This window comes from Pseudomonas sp. JL27(2026), assembly GCF_056933555.1.
On the sequence record NZ_CM167794.1, the window covers coordinates 1,363,123 to 1,383,432 of the forward strand.

Sequence of the window (20,310 nt, forward strand, 5' to 3'; positions counted from 1 at the left end):
ACCCAGGCGTATTTTTGTAGTCAAGAATTCGTCTGTATCAATAAGTAAAACAGCGCATGCTGCACGGCAGTTGGCGCAGGTTTTCAAAGCCTAGGCGTTTGCTCGGCGTCGTGCTTTTTATATGAAGCCCCGGTCTTGGTGGCAGGAGTGGTTGATGGGTCAGGCAAGTAGTCAGGTGGCAGGCTCAGAGCATTCCGGGGTTACAAAACCCTTGGGAATGCTGGTGGCGGCGGTCGGGGTGGTTTATGGCGATATCGGCACCAGCCCGCTCTATACGCTTAAAGAGGTGTTTTCCGGACATTATGGGGTGCCGGTCAATCACGACGGTGTGTTCGGGATTCTGGCGCTGATTTTCTGGTCACTGGTCTGGGTCGTCTCGATCAAGTACGTGCTGTTCATTCTTCGGGCTGACAACCAGGGCGAGGGCGGGATCATGGCGCTGACGGCGCTGGCCCGACGCGCCGCGTCGCCGTATCCGCGATTGCGCACCGTGCTGGTGATACTAGGGCTGATTGGCGCTGCGCTGTTCTATGGCGACAGCATGATCACGCCCGCGATCTCCGTGCTGTCGGCCGTGGAAGGCCTGGAGCTGGCGTTCGACGGGCTGGAGCGCTGGGTGGTGCCATTGGCGCTGATCGTGCTGGTGGCGTTGTTCCTGATCCAGAAACACGGCACAGACCGCATCGGCAAATTGTTCGGCCCGGTGATGGTGTTGTGGTTTGTCGTGCTGGGGGTGCTGGGCGTTCATGGTATTGCGCAACATCCTGAAGTGCTCCAGGCGCTGAACCCGGTGTGGGGTGTGCGCTTTTTCATCGTTCATCCGGGCATGGGTGTGGCCATCCTCGGGGCCGTAGTGCTGGCACTCACCGGTGCTGAAGCGCTGTATGCGGACATGGGCCATTTTGGTCGCAAGCCGATTGCCCGCGCCTGGTTTGCCCTGGTGTTGCCGGCGCTGGTGCTCAATTACTTCGGGCAGGGCGCTTTGCTGCTGGAAAACCCGGAAGCGGCGCGTAACCCGTTCTACCTGCTGGCACCGAGCTGGGCCCTGGTGCCGCTGGTGGTGCTGGCCACCCTGGCCACGGTGATCGCCTCGCAAGCGGTGATTTCCGGTGCGTTCTCCCTGACCCGTCAGGCGATTCAACTGGGTTACATTCCACGGATGTACATCCAACACACGTCGAGTGCTGAGCAAGGCCAGATCTACATCGGCGCGGTGAACTGGGCGTTGATGGTCGGGGTCATCCTGCTGGTGATCGGTTTCGAGTCCTCTGGCGCCCTGGCCTCGGCGTATGGTGTGGCCGTGACCGGGACCATGTTGATCACCAGCATCCTGGTGTCGGCGGTGATGTTGCTGCTGTGGAAATGGTCGCCGATCCTGACGGTGCCGATCCTGATTGGCTTCTTGCTGGTGGACGGGCTGTTCTTTGCCGCCAACGTGCCGAAAATCGTCCAGGGCGGTGCCTTTCCAGTATTGGCGGGGATTGTGCTGTTTGTCCTGATGACTACCTGGAAGCGCGGTAAAGAGCTGCTGGTGGACCGTCTGGACGAGGGCGGGCTACCGCTGCCGATCTTCATCAGCAGTATTCGCGTGCAACCGCCTCATCGGGTTCAGGGTACGGCGGTGTTCCTTACGGCGCGACCGGACGCAGTCCCTCACGCGTTGTTGCACAACCTGCTGCACAACCAGGTGTTGCACGAGCAGGTGGTGCTGCTGACGGTGGTCTACGAAGACATTCCGCGGGTGCCGACGCAGCGCCGGTTTGAGGTCGATTCCTATGGTGAAGGGTTCTTCCGGGTGATTCTGCACTTCGGGTTTACCGATGAGCCGGATGTGCCTCAGGCCTTGAAACTGTGCCACCTCGATGAACTGGATTTCAGCCCGATGCGCACCACGTACTTCCTCAGCCGCGAGACGGTCATCGCCTCCAAGCTCGAAGGCATGGCCCGTTGGCGCGAAGCGCTGTTTGCGTTCATGCTCAAGAACGCCAACGGTAACCTGCGGTTCTTCAAGCTGCCGGTGAACCGGGTGATCGAACTGGGTACTCAGGTCGAGATGTAAGCCACTCAAAAAGCCCCCGTTGCCTTGCGGCAGCGGGGGCTTTTTTTCATGTGTGAAGTACCTGAGGCGAGCGCTGAATCCGAATGCGCTGAACATCCAGTGTAGGAGCGAGCCTGCTCGCGATAGCTGCATTACAGGCACTGGATGTGTGGCGGCTGATATTGCTTTCGCGAGCAGGCTCGCTCCCACAAGGGCTCTGGTGTGCACAGGAATGAAAAAGCCCCCGCGACCATAAGGTGGCGGGGGCTTTTTGTGAGGGGTGCTCAGATCACTCTTCAGCGACCTTGGTGGCGCCCTGGCGCTTGACGATGATGTCGACCAGACGCTGCGCCAGCGCCGGGTAGTTCTCGTCGAAGTGGTGGCCGCCCGGCAGCTTCATGGCTTCACCAACCGCAGTCTTGTCGGTGCAGCCGCTTTCGTCGACTTCTTCTTCGCCGTAGATGCACACCACTTTTCCGGCGGGCAGCTTGGCCATTTCCGGGCCGGTGGCGGCTTCTTTGCCCGCGTTGCCGAGCCAGCCGTCGACTTCGATTTCGAAGCTGCCGGTGCGGGCAAAGGCCAGCAGGATGATCGCGTCGACCCGTTGCTGCTCGCTGTCCGGCATGCGGTTGTAGATGGCCGGCAAGACGTCGGCACCGAACGAGTAACCGGTCAGGATGAAGCGCTTGGTGCCCCACTTCTGCCGGTAGTGCTGCATCAGTTCGGTCAGGTCGATGGCGCTCTGCTCGGGGCTCTTGTGCTGCCAGTAGTAGCGCAGGGTGTCGATGCCGACCACCGGATAGCCGATCTTGGCCATCTCGCCCGCCACGTCGCGGTCCAGGTCGCGCCAGCCGCCGTCGCCGGAGAGAAACAGGGTGACGGTGTCCTTGGCCTGGCCGGCCGGGACTTCGACCACCGGAATGTTCAGGCCACCGTTGCCCTTGTCGGCACCGACGAGGATCTTGCGCAGTTCGTTGTTCAGCACTTGCGGCAGGTTGATGTCGTAGTCACTGATGCTGGTTTCGGCGTTGGGCTGGTCACGCACGAAGCCGGCACTGGTGTCGTCCGGGTTGTCGTTCCAGGCCACGAGCCAGTGCCCGTGGGCAGCGTTTTTGGGTAGCAGGTGTGTGCAGCCGGGTTTTTCCAGTGCCAGGTCGACCGAGACGGCCTGAGCCTTGTCGTCCTTCTGCTCGGCCAGCCAGCGCCAGGCCAGGACCGCGCCAGGGCCGATGCCGCTGACCAGCGTCGCCGGGCCCTGAAGCTCTTTGAGCGCCGATTGCAGGGCGCGGCCCTGCTGCATGCAATCCTTGGGCAGGATCACCTGAACGATCTGCGCGGCACCGCCCCGGCTCAGGGTCATGAGCTGCTTGTCGCTGAGTTTCTGTTCTTCGTTCACCGCCACCAGCACCTGGGCGCGGGGCTTGGTACCAGGAATAACCCGGGTCATCACTGCACCGTCGGCCGGTGTCAGCAGTTCAAGGGTCGGTTCCGGTGCCGGACGGTTCCAGTACCAGTAGCCACCACCGAGAATCAAGGCCAGCCCTACCAGAGTGGCCAATACATACCGCCAGGAGCGTTGAATCATCAGCGTTTCACCAATCCAGTCAAGCCGCCCGCAATGAGGGCGGCGGTATCGGCCAGTGCCACCAGCGGATCAAGTCCTGCGGGCACGGCCATATAACGAGGTTCCCAGTCAGGCTGGAATTTGTCTTTGAAGCGGCGCAGGCCCTGGAAGTTATAGAGCTGCTCGCCACGGCGGAACACCATCGAGCCGAGGCGTTGGGTCAGTGGTGCACCACGACGGGGTTGCAGGCCCGACAGTGGGACCATGCCCAGGCTGAAACGTGCATATCCATGATTTTTATAATGCTGAATCAGGCCGACCATCATGAACTCCATGGTCAGCTTGGGGGCGTCCGGGTGCGCGCGCATCAGGTCGAGGCTGGCCAGGTCATGGCCGTAAGTCTCGAGCAGGTTGGCAAACGCTACCGGGCGCCCTTCGAAATGGATGATCGCGATACGGAAGTGCTTGAGGTAGTCATCGCTGAAACGGCCAAGGGAGAAGCCCTTTTCCCGGACGTTTTTGCCGGTCAGCCACGCATCGGAAATAACCTTCAGCTCTTCCATCGGCGCCTGGCCTGGTTCGTAGATCTCCAGCGATAGACCATCGCGGGTGCCACGGTTCCAGGTGTAGCGCAGGTCTTTCATCTCTTTGCCCTTGGCTTCGAGATCGAAACGCTGCAGATCGACTCGCGCCTCTTCGCCGAGCTTGATCGCGGTCAGGCCGATGTCCATGTAGTACGGCAGGTTCTCGGCGCGCACTTGGTAGAACACCGGGCGGGCGTGATGGATGTCGCACAGGTCGCGGAACTGCCAGATCATTTCTGCTCGTTGCTGGGTCGGGCCGATCGGGTCGTACAGGGCCACAAGGCTGCGCCCACGGCGGGCATACATCAAGAACGCTTCGTCGTTAGGATGAAACAGCAGTGCCTTGTCACCGGTCAGGGCGAGGCCACCGTCCGGTTGCGCCGAGGCCATGAGGATCTTGGTGGCTCTTTCCAGTTCTTCGGCCGTGGGCAGATGGATCACCGGGCGAGCGGTGCGCAACAGCCAGGTCAGCGATACCACCACCAACAGCACGGCGGCACCCAGCAGCGAGCGCAAGCCACGCGGAGCATCGGCATCGAGGGTGAACTGCCACCACAGTTGATGGCTGTAAGGCACATCCTGATAGGCGAACAGCAGCAACCAGATCGAGGCCCCGAGTACGCACAGGCTGGCCACCAGGTACAGCGGCGAGAACGGTACTTCGGTCAGGCGGCTCGGGCGATAAAAAGAACGCCGGAAGACGGCCAGCAGGCTGGCAGTCAGGATCATCAGGCAGGCTTCTTCCCAGTCGAAACCCTTGAGCAGCGAGAGCAGGGCGCCCGTCAGCAGCAGAATGGTGGTCAGCATCCATGCGGCCGACAAGCGGCGGCGCAGGCCCTGGGCCAGCAACAGGCAGAGCACGCCGATCAGGCTGGCGCCGAAGTGCGAGGCGTCGATCAGGCGATGGGGAATCAGGAAGCCGATGTGTTCCAGGCGAGTGTCGATCTCCGGGGTCGCGCCGGAAAACAGCAGGACCACGCCGGACAGAAACACCAGGATTGCCAGCACTGGCGCCGCGAGGCCCGAAGCGGCTCTCAGCGACTGGCGCGTCTGGAATAGCCGTTGAGCCTCATTGATCAGCAGCAGAATGCAGGCAACCAGCAGCGGCAGGACCACGTAGATCAGGCGGTACAGCAGCAACGCGGCAGCCAGTGGCGCGGCGCCGAGCTTGTCGGCAAACGCGGCCAGCAGAATGGCCTCGAACACGCCGACCCCGCCCGGCACATGGCTGAGCACGCCGGCGGCCAACGCCAGCAGGTACACCAGCAGGAATGCGCCGAAGGGCGGAGCCTCGGGCAGCAGCAGATAAAGCACGGTTGCGGCGGCGGCCACATCCAATGCGGTAATCACCAATTGCAGGAAGGTCAGGCGGCGGCCGGGCAGGCGCAGGGTCCGGCGTCCGGCTCGTACCAGCAGGTTGTCGGGGTAAGGCTGTTCAGGCAGGCGTCGGCGATAAATACCGATGGCCAGCACGGTGCACAACAACAGTACGCCGATGGCGATGGCGGCCAGCAGGGTCTGGGGCAGATGCAGTGCGTTCGAGGCGCCCGGCAAGTTGCTGAGTGTCGCCAGCGCTGCCAGGGGTGGCAGGGCGCAACCCAGCGACAGACTGGCAAACAGCGTCATGTGAGCGACTTCGGAGGCGCCCAGGCCATGGCGTGCATATAAGCGGTAACGTACCGAGCCGCCGGAGAGCAGCGACAGCCCGATGGCGTTGCCGATAGCGAACGCCGTGAAGCCGCCCAGGATCATCGTTCGCGGTGGCAGTGTCACCCCCGCGTAGCGGCTGGCCGACCATTCATAGCCCAGCAAAATGATGAACCCTGCGATGGTTGCACCCAGTGCGCCCAGCAGTGCGGGTTTCGGTACTTCAAGGATCGAGTCGTGCAGCGCGTAAAGATCGAGTTCGCTTAACAGGTGGCGACAGGCAATCAATGCAATGGCGAACAACAGCAGCGTGACGGCAAGACCGATGGGCTGACGATATTTGCTGAGCAGCTCCAGCCAGTGCAAGCGAGTGGCAGGTATCGGTTGGGTCGCAGTGACGGTGTCTTGTGAATCAGACGAGTTGGCGCGCATCAATCACCTCTTGGATTGTGCGCGACAGGATGGAGGTATCCAGCCAAGTTACCAATCCCTGTAGAAAAAAATAATCACAAATATTAACGCGTCTCACCGTGTATCGGTGATTGCTCGCGATCCGCTGTAGCGGGTGTTGTCTGCGACTCAGCATAGCCTGATCTGATGGACCTGGAAGAGGAGTGGGGGGGCGCAGTACATTGCCAGATCATTGTTGCGAAAGGACTTTTCTACAGATACAAAAAAGGCCGCTCTTTCGAGCAGCCTTTTTTGATGTTTGGTTGCGGGAGCCGGATTTGAACCGACGACCTTCGGGTTATGAGCCCGACGAGCTACCAGACTGCTCCATCCCGCGTCTGTGTGGCGGCATTCTACAGCGGAACGCCGAGGTGTCAACTGCTAATGTCCAATAAGGTCAAATAAGCGTGAATTAGCCTCAAACGGATGTAACAGGCATCCCATGTATTGAGTGTGGAACGACTTTTGTTTTTTCGAGGGGGGAGGTGTCCAGGGTAAAAATCGACACGCACAAAAAAGGCCACTCTTTCGAGTAGCCTTTTTTGATGTTTGGTTGCGGGAGCCGGATTTGAACCGACGACCTTCGGGTTATGAGCCCGACGAGCTACCAGACTGCTCCATCCCGCGTCTGTGTGTCGGCATTCTACAGAGGATCGCCACCCTGTCAAATGTTAATTCAGAAAAATCTCTTCATCTTCAAGTGCTTAGCGCTTTGTCAGGGAGGGATGACCGGGCTGTGAGGCAGGCAGGGTAAGGCTTTCAGCTCTATTGATGCTGTTGTTTCGATTGAAAAAATAAATCCAGAAAGACCTTTCCTACGCATCTGCGAGAAGAGTCAGAACACTGGTGCTATATACAGTTGTCAGTGAGATACTGCGAAAACATTTGGTTTCAGCCCGATTTTTATCAATGAACACCGTCTATTTATGACTCAGCGCAAAATCATCCACGTCGACTGTGACTGTTTTTATGCCGCCATCGAGATGCGTGACGACCCGACGCTGGCCAGTAAACCGTTGGCGGTGGGCGGATCAGCGGATCGGCGTGGGGTGATCGCCACCTGTAACTATGAGGCGCGGGCCTACGGGGTGCGTTCGGCGATGTCGTCGCACCACGCCTTGAAGCTGTGCCCGGACCTGGTGATCGTCAAGCCTCGGATGGAGGCCTATAGAGAGGCGTCGAAGGAGATTCAGGCAATTTTTCGCGATTACACCGAGTTGATCGAGCCGTTGTCGCTGGATGAAGCCTATCTGGACGTGTCTGACTGCGCGCATTTTGGCGGCAGTGCCACGCGCATTGCGCAGGATATCCGGCGCCGGGTTTCCAATCAGTTGCATATCACGGTGTCGGCCGGGGTCGCGCCCAACAAGTTTCTGGCGAAGATCGCCAGTGACTGGAAGAAGCCCAACGGCTTGTTTGTGATCACCCCGGATCAGGTCGAGGATTTCGTTTCTCAACTGCCGGTCAGCAAGCTGCATGGGGTTGGCAAGGTCACCGCGAACAAGTTGGCCAAGCTCGGTATTGCCGATTGCCTGCAATTGCGCGACTGGAACAAGTTGGCGCTGGTGCGCGAATTTGGCAGTTTTGGTGAGCGGCTTTGGAGCCTGGCGCGTGGGATTGATGATCGCCAGGTGCATAACGACAGCCGTCGACAATCGGTCAGCGTAGAAAACACCTACGACGCGGACCTGCCTGACCTGGTCAGTTGCCTGGACAAACTCCCGGAGTTGCTGCGCACCCTCAACGAGCGCATCGCGCGTATCGACAGCAGCTATCGGCCGGGCAAGCCGTTCGTCAAAGTGAAATTTCATGACTTTACCCAGACCACGCTGGAGCAGGCCGGGGCGGGGCGGGATCTGGGCAGCTTTCAGCTGCTGTTGACCCAGGCATTCAATCGGGGTGGTAAGCCGGTGCGGCTATTGGGGATTGGTGTGCGCTTGCAGGACCTGCGCGGCGGGTTTGAACAGTTGGATCTGTTCGGGCGGTAGTGTCAGTTTTTTGAGGTGGCGATGAATGTCGGGCCGTCTTCGCAAGCAAGCGAACGTCGCTCGGCCCTTCCCGCATGAGTCTGAGGTGTTCACATATTTGTGTGTTCACAACAGGTTCAATGTGGGAACAGGCTTGCTCGCGAAGCTTTTTGCTTTTAATTCGGTCCCGGATCAGCCACCAGTCGCCCGGCATCCTTGGTCAAGGACTTCAGGAACTCGCTTTGCAGTTCGGGATCGTTGCGGGTCAGTTCGATCAGGCTTTGTTCCAGCTCGCTGGCTTCTTCTTCCAGGCCCAGCTCCGACAAGCGTTTGACCCGGTGAACCCACTGGCTCACTTCGTCATCTTCCAGGTCGTCGTAAATCAGGCCGTGGGCTTCGAGCAGCTTGCCGCGTAACGTGCTGCTGATGGCCAGGGTCGAGTCGGTATGTACGTCGTCCTGAGCATCTTCGACACTGATCTGCAGCTTGCCGATGTGGTTAAGGTTCTGGTCGGCGAATGGGCTGTCCAGCAGGTTCAAGCGAAGCACGCCATTGCGGTCGGTGGTCAGGTCGAAGGTGTTTTTGCCTGCCTTGACCTGCACCGGGCGCTCGCTCCACGGCAGGCTTGAATAGTCCATGCGCTTGTCGCGCTGGACTTCATCGATACCCGCCAGGTTTTGCTGGGCGCGACCATGGGATTGCACGTTCATGAACGGGTTCAGCCCGGCAAAGCCGTAGTTGATCCAGTCATGAGTCACGCTGTCCGGCAGGTTGCCAAGGGCGAAGATGTTGACCACGTTCGCGCCTACACCCGCCACCACGGCTACCGCGCCCAGCGGGATCTCATAGAGTTCCCGCCAGGGCTGGTAGGGCGTGTAGCGGTCATAGCGGCGTGTCACTTCGAATTCGGTGACTTCGAAGGTCTTCTGCTCATGGATCCGCACCCGGCGTTGAGGCAGCTCAAGCACCTTAGGGTCACCAACATCGATCTGCAGGCTGTGATCGAGCAATTTGCGCTCGATACGTTCCTCGTGTTCGCTGCGTTGCGACATGTGATTGGCGCAGCCGCTCAGCAGCAGGGTGCCGCACAAGGCGGCGCCCCCGAGGTTTAAGGTGTTTCGCTTGAACATGACGTCTCTATCTGGTGTCAGCGGCGGATACGGGCCTGGAGGAAAGACAGTACGTCTGCGACCGGCAGCGCTTGCGCTTCGGCTTCGGTACGGCTCTTGTATTCCAGATTGCCTTCGGCGAGGCTGCGGTCACTGACCACGATCCGGTGAGGAATGCCGATCAGTTCCATGTCCGCGAACTTGATGCCCGGGCTGGTTTTCTTGTCTCGGTCGTCCAGCAACACTTCGAAACCTGCGGCCGTCAGTTCGGCGTACAGCTTGTCGGTGGCTTCGCGTACCTGCTCGTTATCGTAGCGCAGTGGCACCAGGGCAATCTGGAATGGCGCGAGGGCGTCGCTCCAGATAATGCCTTTGTCGTCGTTGTTCTGCTCGATAGCCGCAGCCACCACGCGGGACACGCCGATGCCGTAGCAGCCCATTTCCAGGGTGACTGGCTTGCCGTTCTCACCCAGTACTTCGCACTTCATCGCTTTGCTGTATTTGTTGCCCAGCTGGAAGATGTGACCGACTTCAATGCCGCGCTTGATTTCCAGGGTGCCTTTGCCGTCCGGGCTCGGGTCACCGGAAACGACGTTACGCAGGTCGGCCACGGTTGGAACCGGCAGATCACGCTCCCAGTTGACGCCGAAGTAGTGTTTGTCGTCGATGTTGGCACCGATGCCGAAGTCGCTCATCAGTTCGACCGAGCGGTCGATGATGATAGGCAGCGGCAGGTTCAGCGGGCCAAGAGAGCCGGCGCCGGCGCCAATGGCGTCGCGCAGTTCGGCATCGGAAGCCATGACCAGCGGGCTGGCAACCCCTGGCTGGTTGGCGGCTTTGATTTCGTTGAGTTCGTGGTCGCCACGAATGACCAGCGCGATCAGCTTGCCCGCTTCTTCAGCGTGCACCACCAGGGTCTTGATGGTTTTTTCGATCGGCAGGTTGAAGCCTTCCACCAGTTGAGCGATGGTTTTGGCGTTCGGGGTGTCGATCAGGCGCAGTGCTTCGGTCGGAGCAGCGCGCGAGGTTTCACGCGGCACGGCTTCGGCCTTTTCGATGTTTGCCGCGTAGTCGGAGCCGTTGCTGAAGACGATGTCGTCTTCGCCGGACTCGGCCAGCACGTGGAACTCGTGGGAGCCGGCACCGCCGATGGAGCCGTTGTCGGCTTCAACAGGGCGGAACTTCAGGCCCAGGCGGGTGAAGACGTTGCAGTACGCCTGGTGCATGCGGTCATAGGTGACCTGCAGCGAAGGCTGATCGGCGTGGAAGGAGTAGGCGTCCTTCATGATGAACTCGCGGCCACGCATCAAGCCGAAGCGCGGGCGGATTTCATCGCGGAATTTGGTCTGGATCTGGTACAGGTTGATTGGCAGCTGTTTGTAGCTGCTCAACTCGTTGCGCATCAGGTCAGTGATCACTTCTTCGTGGGTCGGGCCGGCGCAGAAGTCACGACCATGACGATCCTTGAAGCGCAGCAACTCAGGGCCATACTCTTCCCAGCGCCCGGATTCCTGCCACAGCTCAGCCGGTTGGGTGCTCGGCATCAACACTTCGAGAGAGCCGGCGGCGTTCATTTCTTCACGAACGACGGCTTCAACCTTGCGCATGACCCGCAGGCCCATCGGCAGCCAGGTGTACAGGCCCGAAGCAAGTTTACGAATCATGCCGGCGCGCAGCATCAGCTGATGGCTGATCACGACCGCGTCGGATGGCGTTTCTTTCTGTGTGGCGAGCAAATATTGACTGGTGCGCATGGTAGGCCGTTGTCGGTTGCTGATGACGAGAAATGACGGAGCATTGTACGGGCGAGATCCACTGGCGTACAGGTTTGCGGCCGGCTGCGAGGGGGAGGGCGGGAAAGCTCCCGCGTCCTCCGGTGTTTGCGGCTACTTTTCTGCAACCTGCGTCGTTACAGGCTCTGGCGTGGGCGTCGGACCTTCGCGGCGACTTTCCTGGAACCAGTGCAGGGCGATCAATAGCAGGGTCGGTACGCCGAGCAGTGCCGTGATGATGAAAAAGTCGTGATAACCGAATTTCTCCACCATGACCCCGGAGTAGCCGCCAATCAAGCGCGGCAACAGCAGCATGATCGAGCTGAGCAGGGCGTATTGGGTGGCGGAGAACTTGAGGTTGGTCAGGCTCGACAGATAGGCGACAAACGCCGAGGTGGCCATGCCGGAGCTGAAGTTGTCCAGCGAGATGGTAACAATCAGCATCTTAAGGTTGGCGCCCATGTCGGCGAGCATCACGAACAGCAGGTTAGTGCCCGCTGAGGCTATCCCGCCGATCAGCAGAATCGGCAGAATGCCGAAGCGCACGATCAGCAGGCCGCCCATGCCGGCACCGACCAGGGTCATGATCAGGCCGAAGATCTTGCTGACGCCGGCGATCTGATCCTTGGTGAAGCCCAGGTCGATGTAGAACACGTTGGCCATCACGCCCATGACCGTATCGGACATCCGATAAGTGGCGATCAGCCCGAGCAGCAGGAAGGCCTGCCAGCGGTAACGCAGAATGAAGTCGTTGACCGGTGTCAGCACGGGCGCCAGGCCACGCCGGCCCATGGTCGACAGGCACAGGGCGGTCAGGGTGATGTAGAGGATGGCGCGCAGGAAGGCGCGATCTTCAAGCAGCAGGTCGAGCAGGCTCTGGCCTTCGAACAGCACGCTGGCGAAGTCGGTGTTGTAGAGCTGGGTAAACATTGCGGGTACGGAAACCAGCAGTACGATCAGGACGAACACCGATACCAGTTGGTGCACAAAGCTGTAGCGCCCGGCAGATAGCTGGGTGCGCAGCGGGACCGGTGGTTCACGCATGAACAGGCTGGTCAGCAATGCGGGGACCATCAACAGGCCGAACAGGACGTAAGTGCCGGTCCAGGCCGAATGCTTGTAGTTGAACCCGGTGGAGCCGAAACCTTCGGCAAAGAACAGTGCGCCGGCCGTCGCCAGAAGCGCGGCGACCCGATAGCCGGACATGTAGCTGGCGGCCAGTGCGGCCTGGCGCGTGTCGTCGGCAATTTCCAGGCGATAGGCATCGACAGCAATGTCCTGGGTGGCTGAGGCGAAGGCCACCACGACCGCAATCGCGATCAGCCAGGACAGGTGTTTTTGCGGGTCGCAGAAACCCATGCCGATCAGTCCGAGGATCACCAGTATCTGTGACAGGACCAGCCAGGAGCGGCGTCGACCAAGCTTGCCGAGCAATGGCAGGCGCCATTGGTCGAGCAGCGGTGACCACACCCACTTAAAGGCATAGGCCAGGCCGATCAGGCTTGCATAGCCGATGGTTTCGCGCGCCACGCCGGCCTCGCGCAACCAGACCGACAGCGTTGAAAACACCAGCATGTAAGGCAGGCCTGCGGCGAAACCCAGCAGTAGCAGCACGAGCGTCGAGGGGCTGGCATAGGCGGCGAGCGCGGCGCGCCAGGTTTTACGGGGCATGGGCTGGAGTCTGCCTCAAAATTGCGAAAACAAAGCGCGCACTCTAACCGCTGTGCTCTACCGGACGCCAGCCATGGCGCTGAATATCAACACGATTGTTCAGGATACTGATGCCTTCCATTCGCAATCGTGTCCGTTGTTCGTCGCCCGAAGCGCTGCCCGCTGGCAGACTGATTCGCCCGCCCGCCCCGAGTACCCGGTGCCAGGGGAGTGTGGTGTCGCCGGGCAACTGGCTCAGGGTGCGTCCGACCCAGCGCGCCGCTCGGCCCAGGCCGGCGAATTCGGCGAGTTGGCCGTAACTCACCACTTTGCCTTCCGGAACTTGGGCCAGGGTCAGATAAAGCGCGGTGCGGCGTATCTCCGCCGGGCTTTGGGGGGCGTGGGGCGGGTCCATCACGTCGGTGCTTCCTGAAAGAGTGTGTGTAGCCATCTATAAGGTAAACCCTGCGCGAGTGAATGAGAAATGAACTCAACACAAAACCACGGGTCAGTCCTTGCTAAGGCGTTTCCCATAGGGATAATGCCGCCTTTTTCCGCGAAATTGAGCCTTGCCCTTGCTTATGTTGTCCAGAACCCTGCTGTGCCTCGCTGTCGTCAGTGCCTCCACCTCTGCGTTTGCCGATACCGTCTGGTTGAAAAATGGTGATCGCCTGAGTGGCAAGATCAAGGTGTTTGATGGCGGTAAATTGTTGATTCAGACCACGTATGCGGGCGCCATTGCGATCGACTGGAAAGAGGTCAAGACACTGGAGAGCGATCAGGAGTTGCTGGTCAAGCAGGATGCCTACACCGGTGAGAAGGCCAAGTCACTGCATGCCGCCGATGACGGCAAGGTCACCCTGGCCAATGGCGAGGCGCCGAAAACCGTGGAGTTGGCGAGCATTCAGCAAATTCTCAAGCCCAAGCCGGTGCTTGAAGATCTGGTGTGGAAAGGTAACGTCGATGTTGCGCTGGACTACAAGCGGGCAGAAAAAGACACCGACGATTACGACATCGATTTCAAAACCTCGGCGCGCCATGGCAAGTGGCGGCACACGGCACAGGGTGAGTACAACCGCGAGTTCCAGGACGATGTGGTCACCGCTGACAACTGGCGTGCGGAATATGCGCTCGACCGTTTTATTACCGACAAGTGGTTCTGGCAGGGGCGTTTGACCTACAAGCGCGACAAGGTCGAGGAGCTTTCTCGTCAGCGCACTGTGGGCACCGGTCCCGGCTATCAGTTCTGGGATGATGAGCTGGGCGCGTTCTCCCTCGGTTCGTTGCTGAACCGAACTGACTATGAGTACAAGGATGGCGGCAAGGACAACTTCTATTCCCTGGCGATGAAGTGGGACTACAACCGTTACCTCATCGGCAAGACCGTAGAGCTGTTCAGTAACGGGGAGTTCGGCAAGCCGCTGTCGGGGGTGGCGGATTATGCGGCCGATGCCGAGGTGGGCTTGCGTTACAAGGTCACCGAATGGGCTTCGCTTAATCTCAAGGCCGAGAGGGATATTATCAGCGGCACTGAGGACAGTGACCTGAGCAAGACCCGTTATACCGCAGGGTTTGGTGTGACCTGGTAAGTCTGTTGCCCTTGATTTGATCGCGGGCGGGTGTGATGCCGTCCGCGGCATTCAGGCTTTGCCCGGCGAGTAGGGCAAAAACACACAGGCACAAAAAAACCCCGCTTTTAAGGGCGGGGTTTTTTACTGGATCAGTACAAGTTAGATAACTTGAACTTCCTCAGCTTGCATGCCTTTCTGACCGCGGGTAGCGATGAAAGAAACCTGTTGGCCTTCTTTCAGGCTTTTGAAGCCGTCGGATTGGATAGCTTTGAAGTGAACGAACAGGTCGTCACCGGATTGTGGAGTGATGAAGCCGAAGCCTTTTTCATCGTTGAACCACTTAACGGTACCGGTTTGGCGATTAGACATGGTGTAACTCCTTGAACAAAGATAACTGCGACTCAGGAAGAACCCTGGCCGAGACTGAGTGCAAAGAGCAGGAAAAATTCTTGTAGATGGTTGGATCGAAATTCAACATATCGTGTAGAGATTCTCAGTGACACAAGCAGCACAGTGGCGCCACCTTAACCCTTTTTCCTGAACGTGCCAATGGTCTTTGCGAAGGTTTCTCTGTTTTCATGACTGACGGTGAGGTCTATAGCGGCAAAGCCCCGGAAATCGTGAGGGGCGGGCGAGAATTGTGCCGCGGACTTTGAACCGGCGGCGCGCCCCGGTAAGATGCCGGACAGATTTTTTCCACCTCGCTATTCAGGACACCCGCCATGAGCATCAAATCGGACAAGTGGATTCGCCGCATGGCGCAAGAGCACGGCATGATCGAGCCCTTCGTAGAGCGCCAGATGCGTGGCGAAGGCGCCGACCGGCTGATTTCCTTCGGTGTGTCGAGCTATGGCTATGACGTGCGTTGCGCCGATGAATTCAAGGTGTTCACCAACATCAACTCGGCAACCGTCGATCCGAAAAACTTCGACGAGAAAAGCTTCGTCGACGTTAAAAGCGACGTGTGCATCATCCCGCCGAACTCGTTCGCGTTGGCCCGTACCGTCGAGTTCTTCCGCATCCCGCGTAACGTGCTGACGATTTGCCTGGGCAAAAGCACCTATGCTCGCTGTGGGATCATCGTTAACGTGACACCGCTGGAACCCGAGTGGGAAGGTCACGTAACACTGGAGTTCTCCAACACCACCACGCTGCCGGCCAAGATCTACGCCAACGAAGGCGTCGCTCAAATGCTGTTCTTCGAATCGGATGAAGAGTGCGAAGTGTCTTACAAGGACCGTGGCGGCAAGTACCAGGGCCAGCGTGGCGTGACCCTGCCGCGCACCTGAGTCAACCGTCTGACGAACCGTTGGAATTCCCGGGCGAGCGTACACTCTATGGAGTGTACTGCTCCGATTCGCGCAAGGCGGGTCGGGCCATCGCCAAGGAGTGTTTCATGAAGATCGATCCGCGAATAAGTGCCGAACTGGCAAGGCTTGAACCCAATCAAGTGGGCATGCTGGCCTGGTCATTGCTGGCGCATCCGTCTGTCATCCAGGCTGGCGGGATCCCCGGTCAACCCGACCCCGACACCCCCAACGAACAACCTGCCGAGCCGGGTGAGCCAACCCTGCCCGATGAGCCTCCACCTGCGCCGGTTGCCTGATGCCCCGTATCCCGGAGCGATGGGTTACTTCAGATTACCGCTGAGGAACTGCTGCAACCGTTCGCTCCTGGGATTGCCCAGCACGTCTTCAGGCGTTCCTTCTTCTTCCACCAGCCCCTGGTGCAGGAACAGCACCTGATTGGAGACTTTGCGGGCGAAGCTCATTTCGTGGGTGACCATGATCATGGTCCGGCCTTCTTCCGCCAGGCCCTGAATCACCTTGAGCACTTCACCGACCAGTTCCGGGTCCAGCGCTGAGGTCGGTTCGTCGAACAGCATGACTTCCGGTTCCATCGCCAATGCGCGTGCAATGGCCACGCGCTGTTGCTGGCCGCCCGAGAGAAACGCCGGGTATTGATCGGCCACCCGCGCTGCCAGTCCGACTTTGTCCAGATAGCGTCGCGCCCGCTCTTCGGCGTCCTTTTTGCTGCACCCCAACACCCGGCGCGGGGCCATGGTGATGTTCTCCAGCACGGTCATGTGGCTCCACAGGTTGAAGTGCTGGAACACCATCGCCAACCGGGTACGGATGCGTTGCAGTTCGGCGTCGTCGGCTACCCGCATGCCGAGGTGATCCTTGATCATGCGGATTTCTTTACCGTCCAGGCTCATGGCGCCGTCGTTGGGTTGCTCCAGAAAGTTGATGCAGCGCAAAAAGGTGCTTTTGCCTGAGCCGCTGGCGCCGATCAGGCTGATCACATCGCCGGTCTTGGCTTTGAGCGAAACACCCTTGAGCACTTCATGATTGCCGTAGCATTTATGCAGGCCTTCGATGGTCAGTTTGTACATGGGGCGTGCATCCTCAAGGCGAAAGTAGGTAGCCGGTGCGATAGGCTTCGGTGCCCGCGACATGGGCGATAACCATGCCTGCGGTGGCCATGCGGCGTGTCGAACGGGCGTACAGCAACCCGGCATGGGTGCAATGGACCGGCGTGACACGGTCGTTGATCGGGTCAATGATTTCTGCGATCAGTTGCCCCGCCTCCAGGTATTCCCCCGGCAGCACGGCGTACACCAGCAAACCGCCGACGGGCGTTGCCACCGGCTCGACGGCGGCCAGCGGTGTGGCGGGATACGGCAGTTCGGGCAAGGCTGGGGATTCACCTTCGATGATGCCGGCGTGAGTCAGGTAGTCGATCAAGGCCTGGCAGTCGAGGCTCGCCAGGGGATGATTGACGTCGCCCTGGCCGCGTAGCTCGATGGTCACCGAGAAACTGCCCAGTGGAATTTCGAAACGCTCACCGAAGCGTTGCTGCAATTGCCACCAGACCAGCGTGAAGCACTCGTCGAACGACTGGCCGCCGGAGTCGGTCGCCAGCAAGCTGGCCTCGGCACCGAGGTAGCGGGCCAGCGGCTCGACCTGCGGCCAGGCTTGCGGCGTGGTGTACAAGTGCGCCACCGCTTCGAAATCGCAATGCAGGTCCAGCACCATGTCGGCGTCGCAGGCCAGCTGTTGCAGGATCAGGCGCTGGGATTGCAGTTGCGTGCTGGGGGTCTGGCGTGCCAGCGCATCGCGCAGGCTGCTGCGGATCAGTTCAAGGTTATGTTGCGGGTCGTCGCCGAGCAGCTCTTCGATGTGGTTGCCGACTTCTTCGCTCAGATCGACGAACCAGCGGTTGAAGTTCTGTCCGCTTTCCAGCTCATAGCGGCCAAGGGGCACGTCCATCACAACCTGTTCAAGGCCGATGGGGTTGGCGACCGGCACCAGCACGATTTCTTTGTGCAGGCGACCAGCGGCTTCCAGCTCGGCCAGGCGCAGCTTGAGGTGCCAGGCCACGAGCATGCCGGGCAATTCGTCGGCGTGCAGCGAGGACTGGATGTAGACCTTGCCTTTGGCCTGGCTCGGGCCGAAGTGAAAGCTGTGAATCTGTCGTGCTGTGCCCGGCAGCGGGGCAAGCAGTTCATGGATCTGGTGGCGCATGTGTAAAGCGTCCTAGTGCTAGTGAGTCGGTCCGAGGAACGCCAGCCAGCGGCGTTCAGCGAGGCGGAACAGGCCGACCAGTGCGAAGGTGACGGTCAGGTAAATCAACGCAGCAATGCCGAACGACTGGAATGTCAGGAAGGTCGCCGAGTTGGCGTCCCGTGCAATTTTCAGGATGTCCGGAATGGTTGCGGTAAAGGCCACAGTGGTCGAGTGCAGCATCAGGATCACTTCGTTGCTGTAGTACGGCAGCGAGCGGCGCAGGGCCGAAGGCATGATCACGTAGGCATAAAGCTTCCAGCCCGTGAGGCCGTAGGCCTTGGCGGCTTCGACTTCGCCGTGTGCCATGCTGCGGATCGCCCCGGCGAAAATCTCCGTGGTGTAGGCGCAGGTGTTCAGGGCAAAGGCCAGGATGGTGCAGTTCATCGCATCGCGAAAGAACGCATCGAGTACCGGCTGCGCGCGAACGGCCGCCAGGCTGTAGATCCCGGTGTAGCAAATCAGTAGCTGGATATACAGCGGCGTGCCGCGAAACAGGTAGGTGTAAAACTGCACCGGCCAACGCACATAAAGCTTGGGCGAAACCCTAGCAATCGACAGCGGGATCGACACCAGAAAACCGATGAAGATCGAGGCACTGAGCAGCCACATGGTCATGGCCAGGCCGGTGATGTGGTAACCGTCGCTATAAAGGAAGGGTTTCCAGTATTCCTGCAGTAACTCAATCATCGTACGGCCTCCCGGGCACCGGCGGCATAACGGCGTTCAAGCCTGCGCAGCACAAAGTTCGAAGCACTGGTGATCAGCAGGTAGATCAACGCGGCCAGCACCAGGAAGTAGAACAGTTGATAGGTGCTTTTACCGGCGTCCTGCGCAGCCTTGACCAGGTCGGCGAGGCCGATGATCGACACCAGCGCGGTGGCCTTGAGCATCACCATCCAGTTGTTGCCGATGCCCGGCAGGGCGAAGCGCATCATCTGCGGGAACACCACGAAGCGGAACCGCTGGCCGCGCTTGAGGCCGTAGGCTGTGGCGGCTTCGACCTGGCCCCGCGGCACGGCAAGGATCGCCCCGCGGAAGGTTTCGGTGAAGTAGGCGCCATAGATGAAGCCCAGGGTGATGACCCCGGCGCTGAACGGGTTGATTTCGATGTAGTCCCATTCCATCAAGTTGGTAAAGGACGTCAGCCAGGTTTGCAGGCTGTAGAAAATCAGCAGCATCAGCACCAGGTCAGGCACGCCACGAATCAGCGTGGTGTAGAGCTGGGCCGGCACTCGCAGCAGTTTGGCGCTGGAGAGTTTGGCACTGGCGCCGAGCAGGCCGAGCAACACGGCCACCAACAGCGACAACACCGATAATTTGATGGTCATCCAGGTGCCTTGCATCAGCAACGGGCCAAAGCCCTTCAAGCTGAAAGCGGAGAGCCCCAGGTTTTGCAAGAGTTCTTCGAACATAAAATCAGCGACCTGATAGCGTAAAAAAAGCGCCCATCACGAGGATGGGCGCCGGGTGTTATTTACCGCTGTACAGATTCAGATCACCGAAGTGTTTCTTTTGAATGGTGGCGTAGGTGCCATCGTCGTGTAACGCTTTGATACCTTTATCCAGAAGGGCCTTGAGCTCTTTGTTACCTTTCGAGATACCGACAGCCGTTTTGGCCGGCAGCAACGGATCGTCGACCGGCTTGCTGACTTCGTAATCAGCGCCTTGTGGCGACTTCAAAAAGCCCAGTTCGGCTTGCAGCATGTCCTGGATCGAGGCGTCCAGGCGACCGGAGGTCAGGTCTGCGTAAACCTGGTCCTGGTTGGCGTAGGCCTGGGTGGTCACACCGGCCTTGTCCAGAATGGCCTTGGCGTAAGCTTCCTGGATGGTGCCTTGCTCGTAGCCGACTTTTTTGCCTTTGAGCGACGCCAGGTCAGTGCTCAGGCCGGAACCCTTCTTGAACACCAGCGACGTTGGGCCGGAGAACAGCTCGCTGGAGAAGTCGATAACCTTCTCGCGGGCCGGGGTGACGGTCATGGACGAGATCACGCCGTCGAATTTATTGGCTTTGAGGCCGGGAATCATGCCGTCGAAATCACTTTCGACCCACTTGCACTTGACCTTGAGTTCGGCGCAGATCGCATTGCCCAGGTCGATATCGAAGCCCACCAGGCTGCCGTCGGCGGCTTTGGACTCAAAAGGTGCGTAGGAAGGGTCAACGCCAAATCGCAGTTCTTTGTATTCCTTGGCCGTGGCAACACCAGCGGCCATGCACAACGCCAGTGCAGAAAGGGTCAGCAATGCTTTTTTCATTATTCAATCCCTAAGAACCAATATGAGCGCTTGTGGCGCAGAAGTATTGTTACTGGAAAGCGTAAGACTTAATGAAAGTAGCAATTTCCGAACCAGAGTCCCGAACAGGCGTTTTAAAAGATGATTCAAGAAGCGT

17 protein-coding genes and 2 tRNA genes are annotated in these 20,310 nt (G+C 59.4%); 5 read left to right on the forward strand and 14 right to left on the reverse strand.

Features of this window, described 5'->3' with window-relative positions:
* Nucleotides 1-217: 217 nt before the first annotated feature.
* A complete protein-coding gene (locus tag AC1Z1G_RS06195; RefSeq protein WP_483627767.1) occupies nucleotides 218-2,059 on the forward strand; it encodes a potassium transporter Kup in 1,842 nt (613 codons plus the stop codon).
* A gap of 268 nt (nucleotides 2,060-2,327) precedes the next feature.
* Here AC1Z1G_RS06195 and AC1Z1G_RS06200 read toward each other — a convergent pair whose 3' ends face one another.
* The 4 genes from AC1Z1G_RS06200 to AC1Z1G_RS06215 all read right to left on the reverse strand — a co-directional run bounded on the left by AC1Z1G_RS06200 (nucleotide 2,328) and on the right by AC1Z1G_RS06215 (nucleotide 6,910).
* Complete coding sequence (locus AC1Z1G_RS06200; protein ID WP_483625722.1) at nucleotides 2,328-3,623, reverse strand: virulence factor family protein; 1,296 nt, start codon at nucleotides 3,621-3,623, stop codon at nucleotides 2,328-2,330.
* Nucleotides 3,623-6,265 (reverse strand): bifunctional lysylphosphatidylglycerol flippase/synthetase MprF, encoded by a 2,643-nt coding sequence (mprF, locus tag AC1Z1G_RS06205; RefSeq protein ID WP_483625724.1) that lies wholly within the window; start codon nucleotides 6,263-6,265, stop codon nucleotides 3,623-3,625. Before mprF ends, AC1Z1G_RS06200 begins: the two co-directional genes overlap by 1 nt.
* Nucleotides 6,266-6,543: 278 nt before the next feature.
* A tRNA-Met gene (locus tag AC1Z1G_RS06210) sits at nucleotides 6,544-6,620 on the reverse strand.
* Nucleotides 6,621-6,833: 213 nt separating this feature from the next.
* Nucleotides 6,834-6,910, reverse strand: a tRNA-Met gene (locus AC1Z1G_RS06215).
* A gap of 299 nt (nucleotides 6,911-7,209) precedes the next feature.
* Here AC1Z1G_RS06215 and dinB point away from each other — a divergent pair.
* Nucleotides 7,210-8,271, forward strand: coding sequence for a DNA polymerase IV (gene dinB, locus AC1Z1G_RS06220; protein WP_347904468.1), 1,062 nt, complete (start codon nucleotides 7,210-7,212; stop codon nucleotides 8,269-8,271).
* Nucleotides 8,272-8,426: 155 nt separating this feature from the next.
* On the opposite strand, the gene AC1Z1G_RS06225 is transcribed toward dinB, so the two are convergent.
* The 4 genes from AC1Z1G_RS06225 to AC1Z1G_RS06240 all read right to left on the reverse strand — a co-directional run bounded on the left by AC1Z1G_RS06225 (nucleotide 8,427) and on the right by AC1Z1G_RS06240 (nucleotide 13,196).
* The gene (locus tag AC1Z1G_RS06225) at nucleotides 8,427-9,380 is read right to left on the reverse strand and encodes a hypothetical protein (RefSeq protein ID WP_483625727.1); all 954 of its coding nucleotides are present in this window, start codon (nucleotides 9,378-9,380) and stop codon (nucleotides 8,427-8,429) included.
* 17 nt (nucleotides 9,381-9,397) lie between these two features.
* On the reverse strand, nucleotides 9,398-11,113 hold the full coding sequence (locus tag AC1Z1G_RS06230) for a proline--tRNA ligase (protein ID WP_483625729.1): 1,716 nt from the start codon (nucleotides 11,111-11,113) through the stop codon (nucleotides 9,398-9,400).
* Between the two features lie 132 nt (nucleotides 11,114-11,245).
* On the reverse strand, nucleotides 11,246-12,802 hold the full coding sequence (locus AC1Z1G_RS06235) for an AmpG family muropeptide MFS transporter (RefSeq protein WP_483625731.1): 1,557 nt from the start codon (nucleotides 12,800-12,802) through the stop codon (nucleotides 11,246-11,248).
* A 43-nt stretch (nucleotides 12,803-12,845) separates the two neighbouring features.
* The gene (locus AC1Z1G_RS06240; protein ID WP_483627768.1) at nucleotides 12,846-13,196 is read right to left on the reverse strand and encodes an MGMT family protein; all 351 of its coding nucleotides are present in this window, start codon (nucleotides 13,194-13,196) and stop codon (nucleotides 12,846-12,848) included.
* A 166-nt stretch (nucleotides 13,197-13,362) separates the two neighbouring features.
* Between AC1Z1G_RS06240 and AC1Z1G_RS06245 the strand changes: the two genes are divergently transcribed.
* Complete coding sequence (locus AC1Z1G_RS06245) at nucleotides 13,363-14,370, forward strand: DUF481 domain-containing protein (RefSeq protein WP_483625733.1); 1,008 nt, start codon at nucleotides 13,363-13,365, stop codon at nucleotides 14,368-14,370.
* Nucleotides 14,371-14,511: 141 nt separating this feature from the next.
* Here the strand turns inward: AC1Z1G_RS06245 and AC1Z1G_RS06250 are convergent, their stop codons facing one another.
* Nucleotides 14,512-14,721, reverse strand: coding sequence for a cold-shock protein (locus AC1Z1G_RS06250; RefSeq protein ID WP_002554837.1), 210 nt, complete (start codon nucleotides 14,719-14,721; stop codon nucleotides 14,512-14,514).
* 353 nt (nucleotides 14,722-15,074) lie between these two features.
* Here AC1Z1G_RS06250 and dcd point away from each other — a divergent pair, with 353 nt between their 5' ends.
* On the forward strand, nucleotides 15,075-15,641 hold the full coding sequence (gene dcd / locus AC1Z1G_RS06255; RefSeq protein WP_019692149.1) for a dCTP deaminase: 567 nt from the start codon (nucleotides 15,075-15,077) through the stop codon (nucleotides 15,639-15,641).
* 107 nt (nucleotides 15,642-15,748) lie between these two features.
* Entirely contained in the window at nucleotides 15,749-15,958 is a 210-nt protein-coding gene (locus AC1Z1G_RS06260; protein WP_483625735.1) for a hypothetical protein, read from the forward strand.
* 24 nt (nucleotides 15,959-15,982) lie between these two features.
* Here AC1Z1G_RS06260 and AC1Z1G_RS06265 read toward each other — a convergent pair whose 3' ends face one another.
* The 5 genes from AC1Z1G_RS06265 to AC1Z1G_RS06285 are packed head-to-tail and all read right to left on the reverse strand — an operon-like array spanning nucleotide 15,983 to nucleotide 20,174.
* Nucleotides 15,983-16,747 carry an ABC transporter ATP-binding protein gene (locus tag AC1Z1G_RS06265; RefSeq protein WP_483625736.1) on the reverse strand — a complete coding sequence of 255 codons (765 nt, stop codon included), beginning with the start codon at nucleotides 16,745-16,747 and terminating at the stop codon, nucleotides 15,983-15,985.
* A gap of 13 nt (nucleotides 16,748-16,760) precedes the next feature.
* The gene (locus tag AC1Z1G_RS06270) at nucleotides 16,761-17,879 is read right to left on the reverse strand and encodes a succinylglutamate desuccinylase/aspartoacylase family protein (protein ID WP_483625738.1); all 1,119 of its coding nucleotides are present in this window, start codon (nucleotides 17,877-17,879) and stop codon (nucleotides 16,761-16,763) included.
* Between the two features lie 18 nt (nucleotides 17,880-17,897).
* The gene (locus AC1Z1G_RS06275) at nucleotides 17,898-18,608 is read right to left on the reverse strand and encodes an ABC transporter permease (protein WP_483625739.1); all 711 of its coding nucleotides are present in this window, start codon (nucleotides 18,606-18,608) and stop codon (nucleotides 17,898-17,900) included.
* Nucleotides 18,605-19,333 carry an ABC transporter permease gene (locus tag AC1Z1G_RS06280; protein WP_483625741.1) on the reverse strand — a complete coding sequence of 243 codons (729 nt, stop codon included), beginning with the start codon at nucleotides 19,331-19,333 and terminating at the stop codon, nucleotides 18,605-18,607. Before AC1Z1G_RS06280 ends, AC1Z1G_RS06275 begins: the two co-directional genes overlap by 4 nt.
* A 58-nt stretch (nucleotides 19,334-19,391) precedes the next feature.
* Complete coding sequence (locus AC1Z1G_RS06285) at nucleotides 19,392-20,174, reverse strand: transporter substrate-binding domain-containing protein (protein WP_347904478.1); 783 nt, start codon at nucleotides 20,172-20,174, stop codon at nucleotides 19,392-19,394.
* Between the last annotated feature and the right edge of the window lie 136 nt (nucleotides 20,175-20,310).

Coding starts and splice junctions, on each gene's coding strand:
- AC1Z1G_RS06265 (WP_483625736.1), bottom strand. CDS start 16,747: ATGTACAAACTGACCATCGAAGGCCTGCATAAATGCTACGGCAATCAT.
- AC1Z1G_RS06235 (WP_483625731.1), bottom strand. CDS start 12,802: ATGCCCCGTAAAACCTGGCGCGCCGCGCTCGCCGCCTATGCCAGCCCC.
- AC1Z1G_RS06260 (WP_483625735.1), top strand. CDS start 15,749: ATGAAGATCGATCCGCGAATAAGTGCCGAACTGGCAAGGCTTGAACCC.
- AC1Z1G_RS06285 (WP_347904478.1), bottom strand. CDS start 20,174: ATGAAAAAAGCATTGCTGACCCTTTCTGCACTGGCGTTGTGCATGGCC.
- dcd (WP_019692149.1), top strand. CDS start 15,075: ATGAGCATCAAATCGGACAAGTGGATTCGCCGCATGGCGCAAGAGCAC.
- AC1Z1G_RS06195 (WP_483627767.1), top strand. CDS start 218: ATGCTGGTGGCGGCGGTCGGGGTGGTTTATGGCGATATCGGCACCAGC.
- AC1Z1G_RS06250 (WP_002554837.1), bottom strand. CDS start 14,721: ATGTCTAATCGCCAAACCGGTACCGTTAAGTGGTTCAACGATGAAAAA.
- AC1Z1G_RS06225 (WP_483625727.1), bottom strand. CDS start 9,380: ATGTTCAAGCGAAACACCTTAAACCTCGGGGGCGCCGCCTTGTGCGGC.
- AC1Z1G_RS06200 (WP_483625722.1), bottom strand. CDS start 3,623: ATGATTCAACGCTCCTGGCGGTATGTATTGGCCACTCTGGTAGGGCTG.
- AC1Z1G_RS06280 (WP_483625741.1), bottom strand. CDS start 19,333: ATGTTCGAAGAACTCTTGCAAAACCTGGGGCTCTCCGCTTTCAGCTTG.
- dinB (WP_347904468.1), top strand. CDS start 7,210: ATGACTCAGCGCAAAATCATCCACGTCGACTGTGACTGTTTTTATGCC.
- mprF (WP_483625724.1), bottom strand. CDS start 6,265: ATGCGCGCCAACTCGTCTGATTCACAAGACACCGTCACTGCGACCCAA.
- AC1Z1G_RS06275 (WP_483625739.1), bottom strand. CDS start 18,608: ATGATTGAGTTACTGCAGGAATACTGGAAACCCTTCCTTTATAGCGAC.
- AC1Z1G_RS06240 (WP_483627768.1), bottom strand. CDS start 13,196: ATGGACCCGCCCCACGCCCCCCAAAGCCCGGCGGAGATACGCCGCACC.
- AC1Z1G_RS06270 (WP_483625738.1), bottom strand. CDS start 17,879: ATGCGCCACCAGATCCATGAACTGCTTGCCCCGCTGCCGGGCACAGCA.
- AC1Z1G_RS06230 (WP_483625729.1), bottom strand. CDS start 11,113: ATGCGCACCAGTCAATATTTGCTCGCCACACAGAAAGAAACGCCATCC.
- AC1Z1G_RS06245 (WP_483625733.1), top strand. CDS start 13,363: ATGTTGTCCAGAACCCTGCTGTGCCTCGCTGTCGTCAGTGCCTCCACC.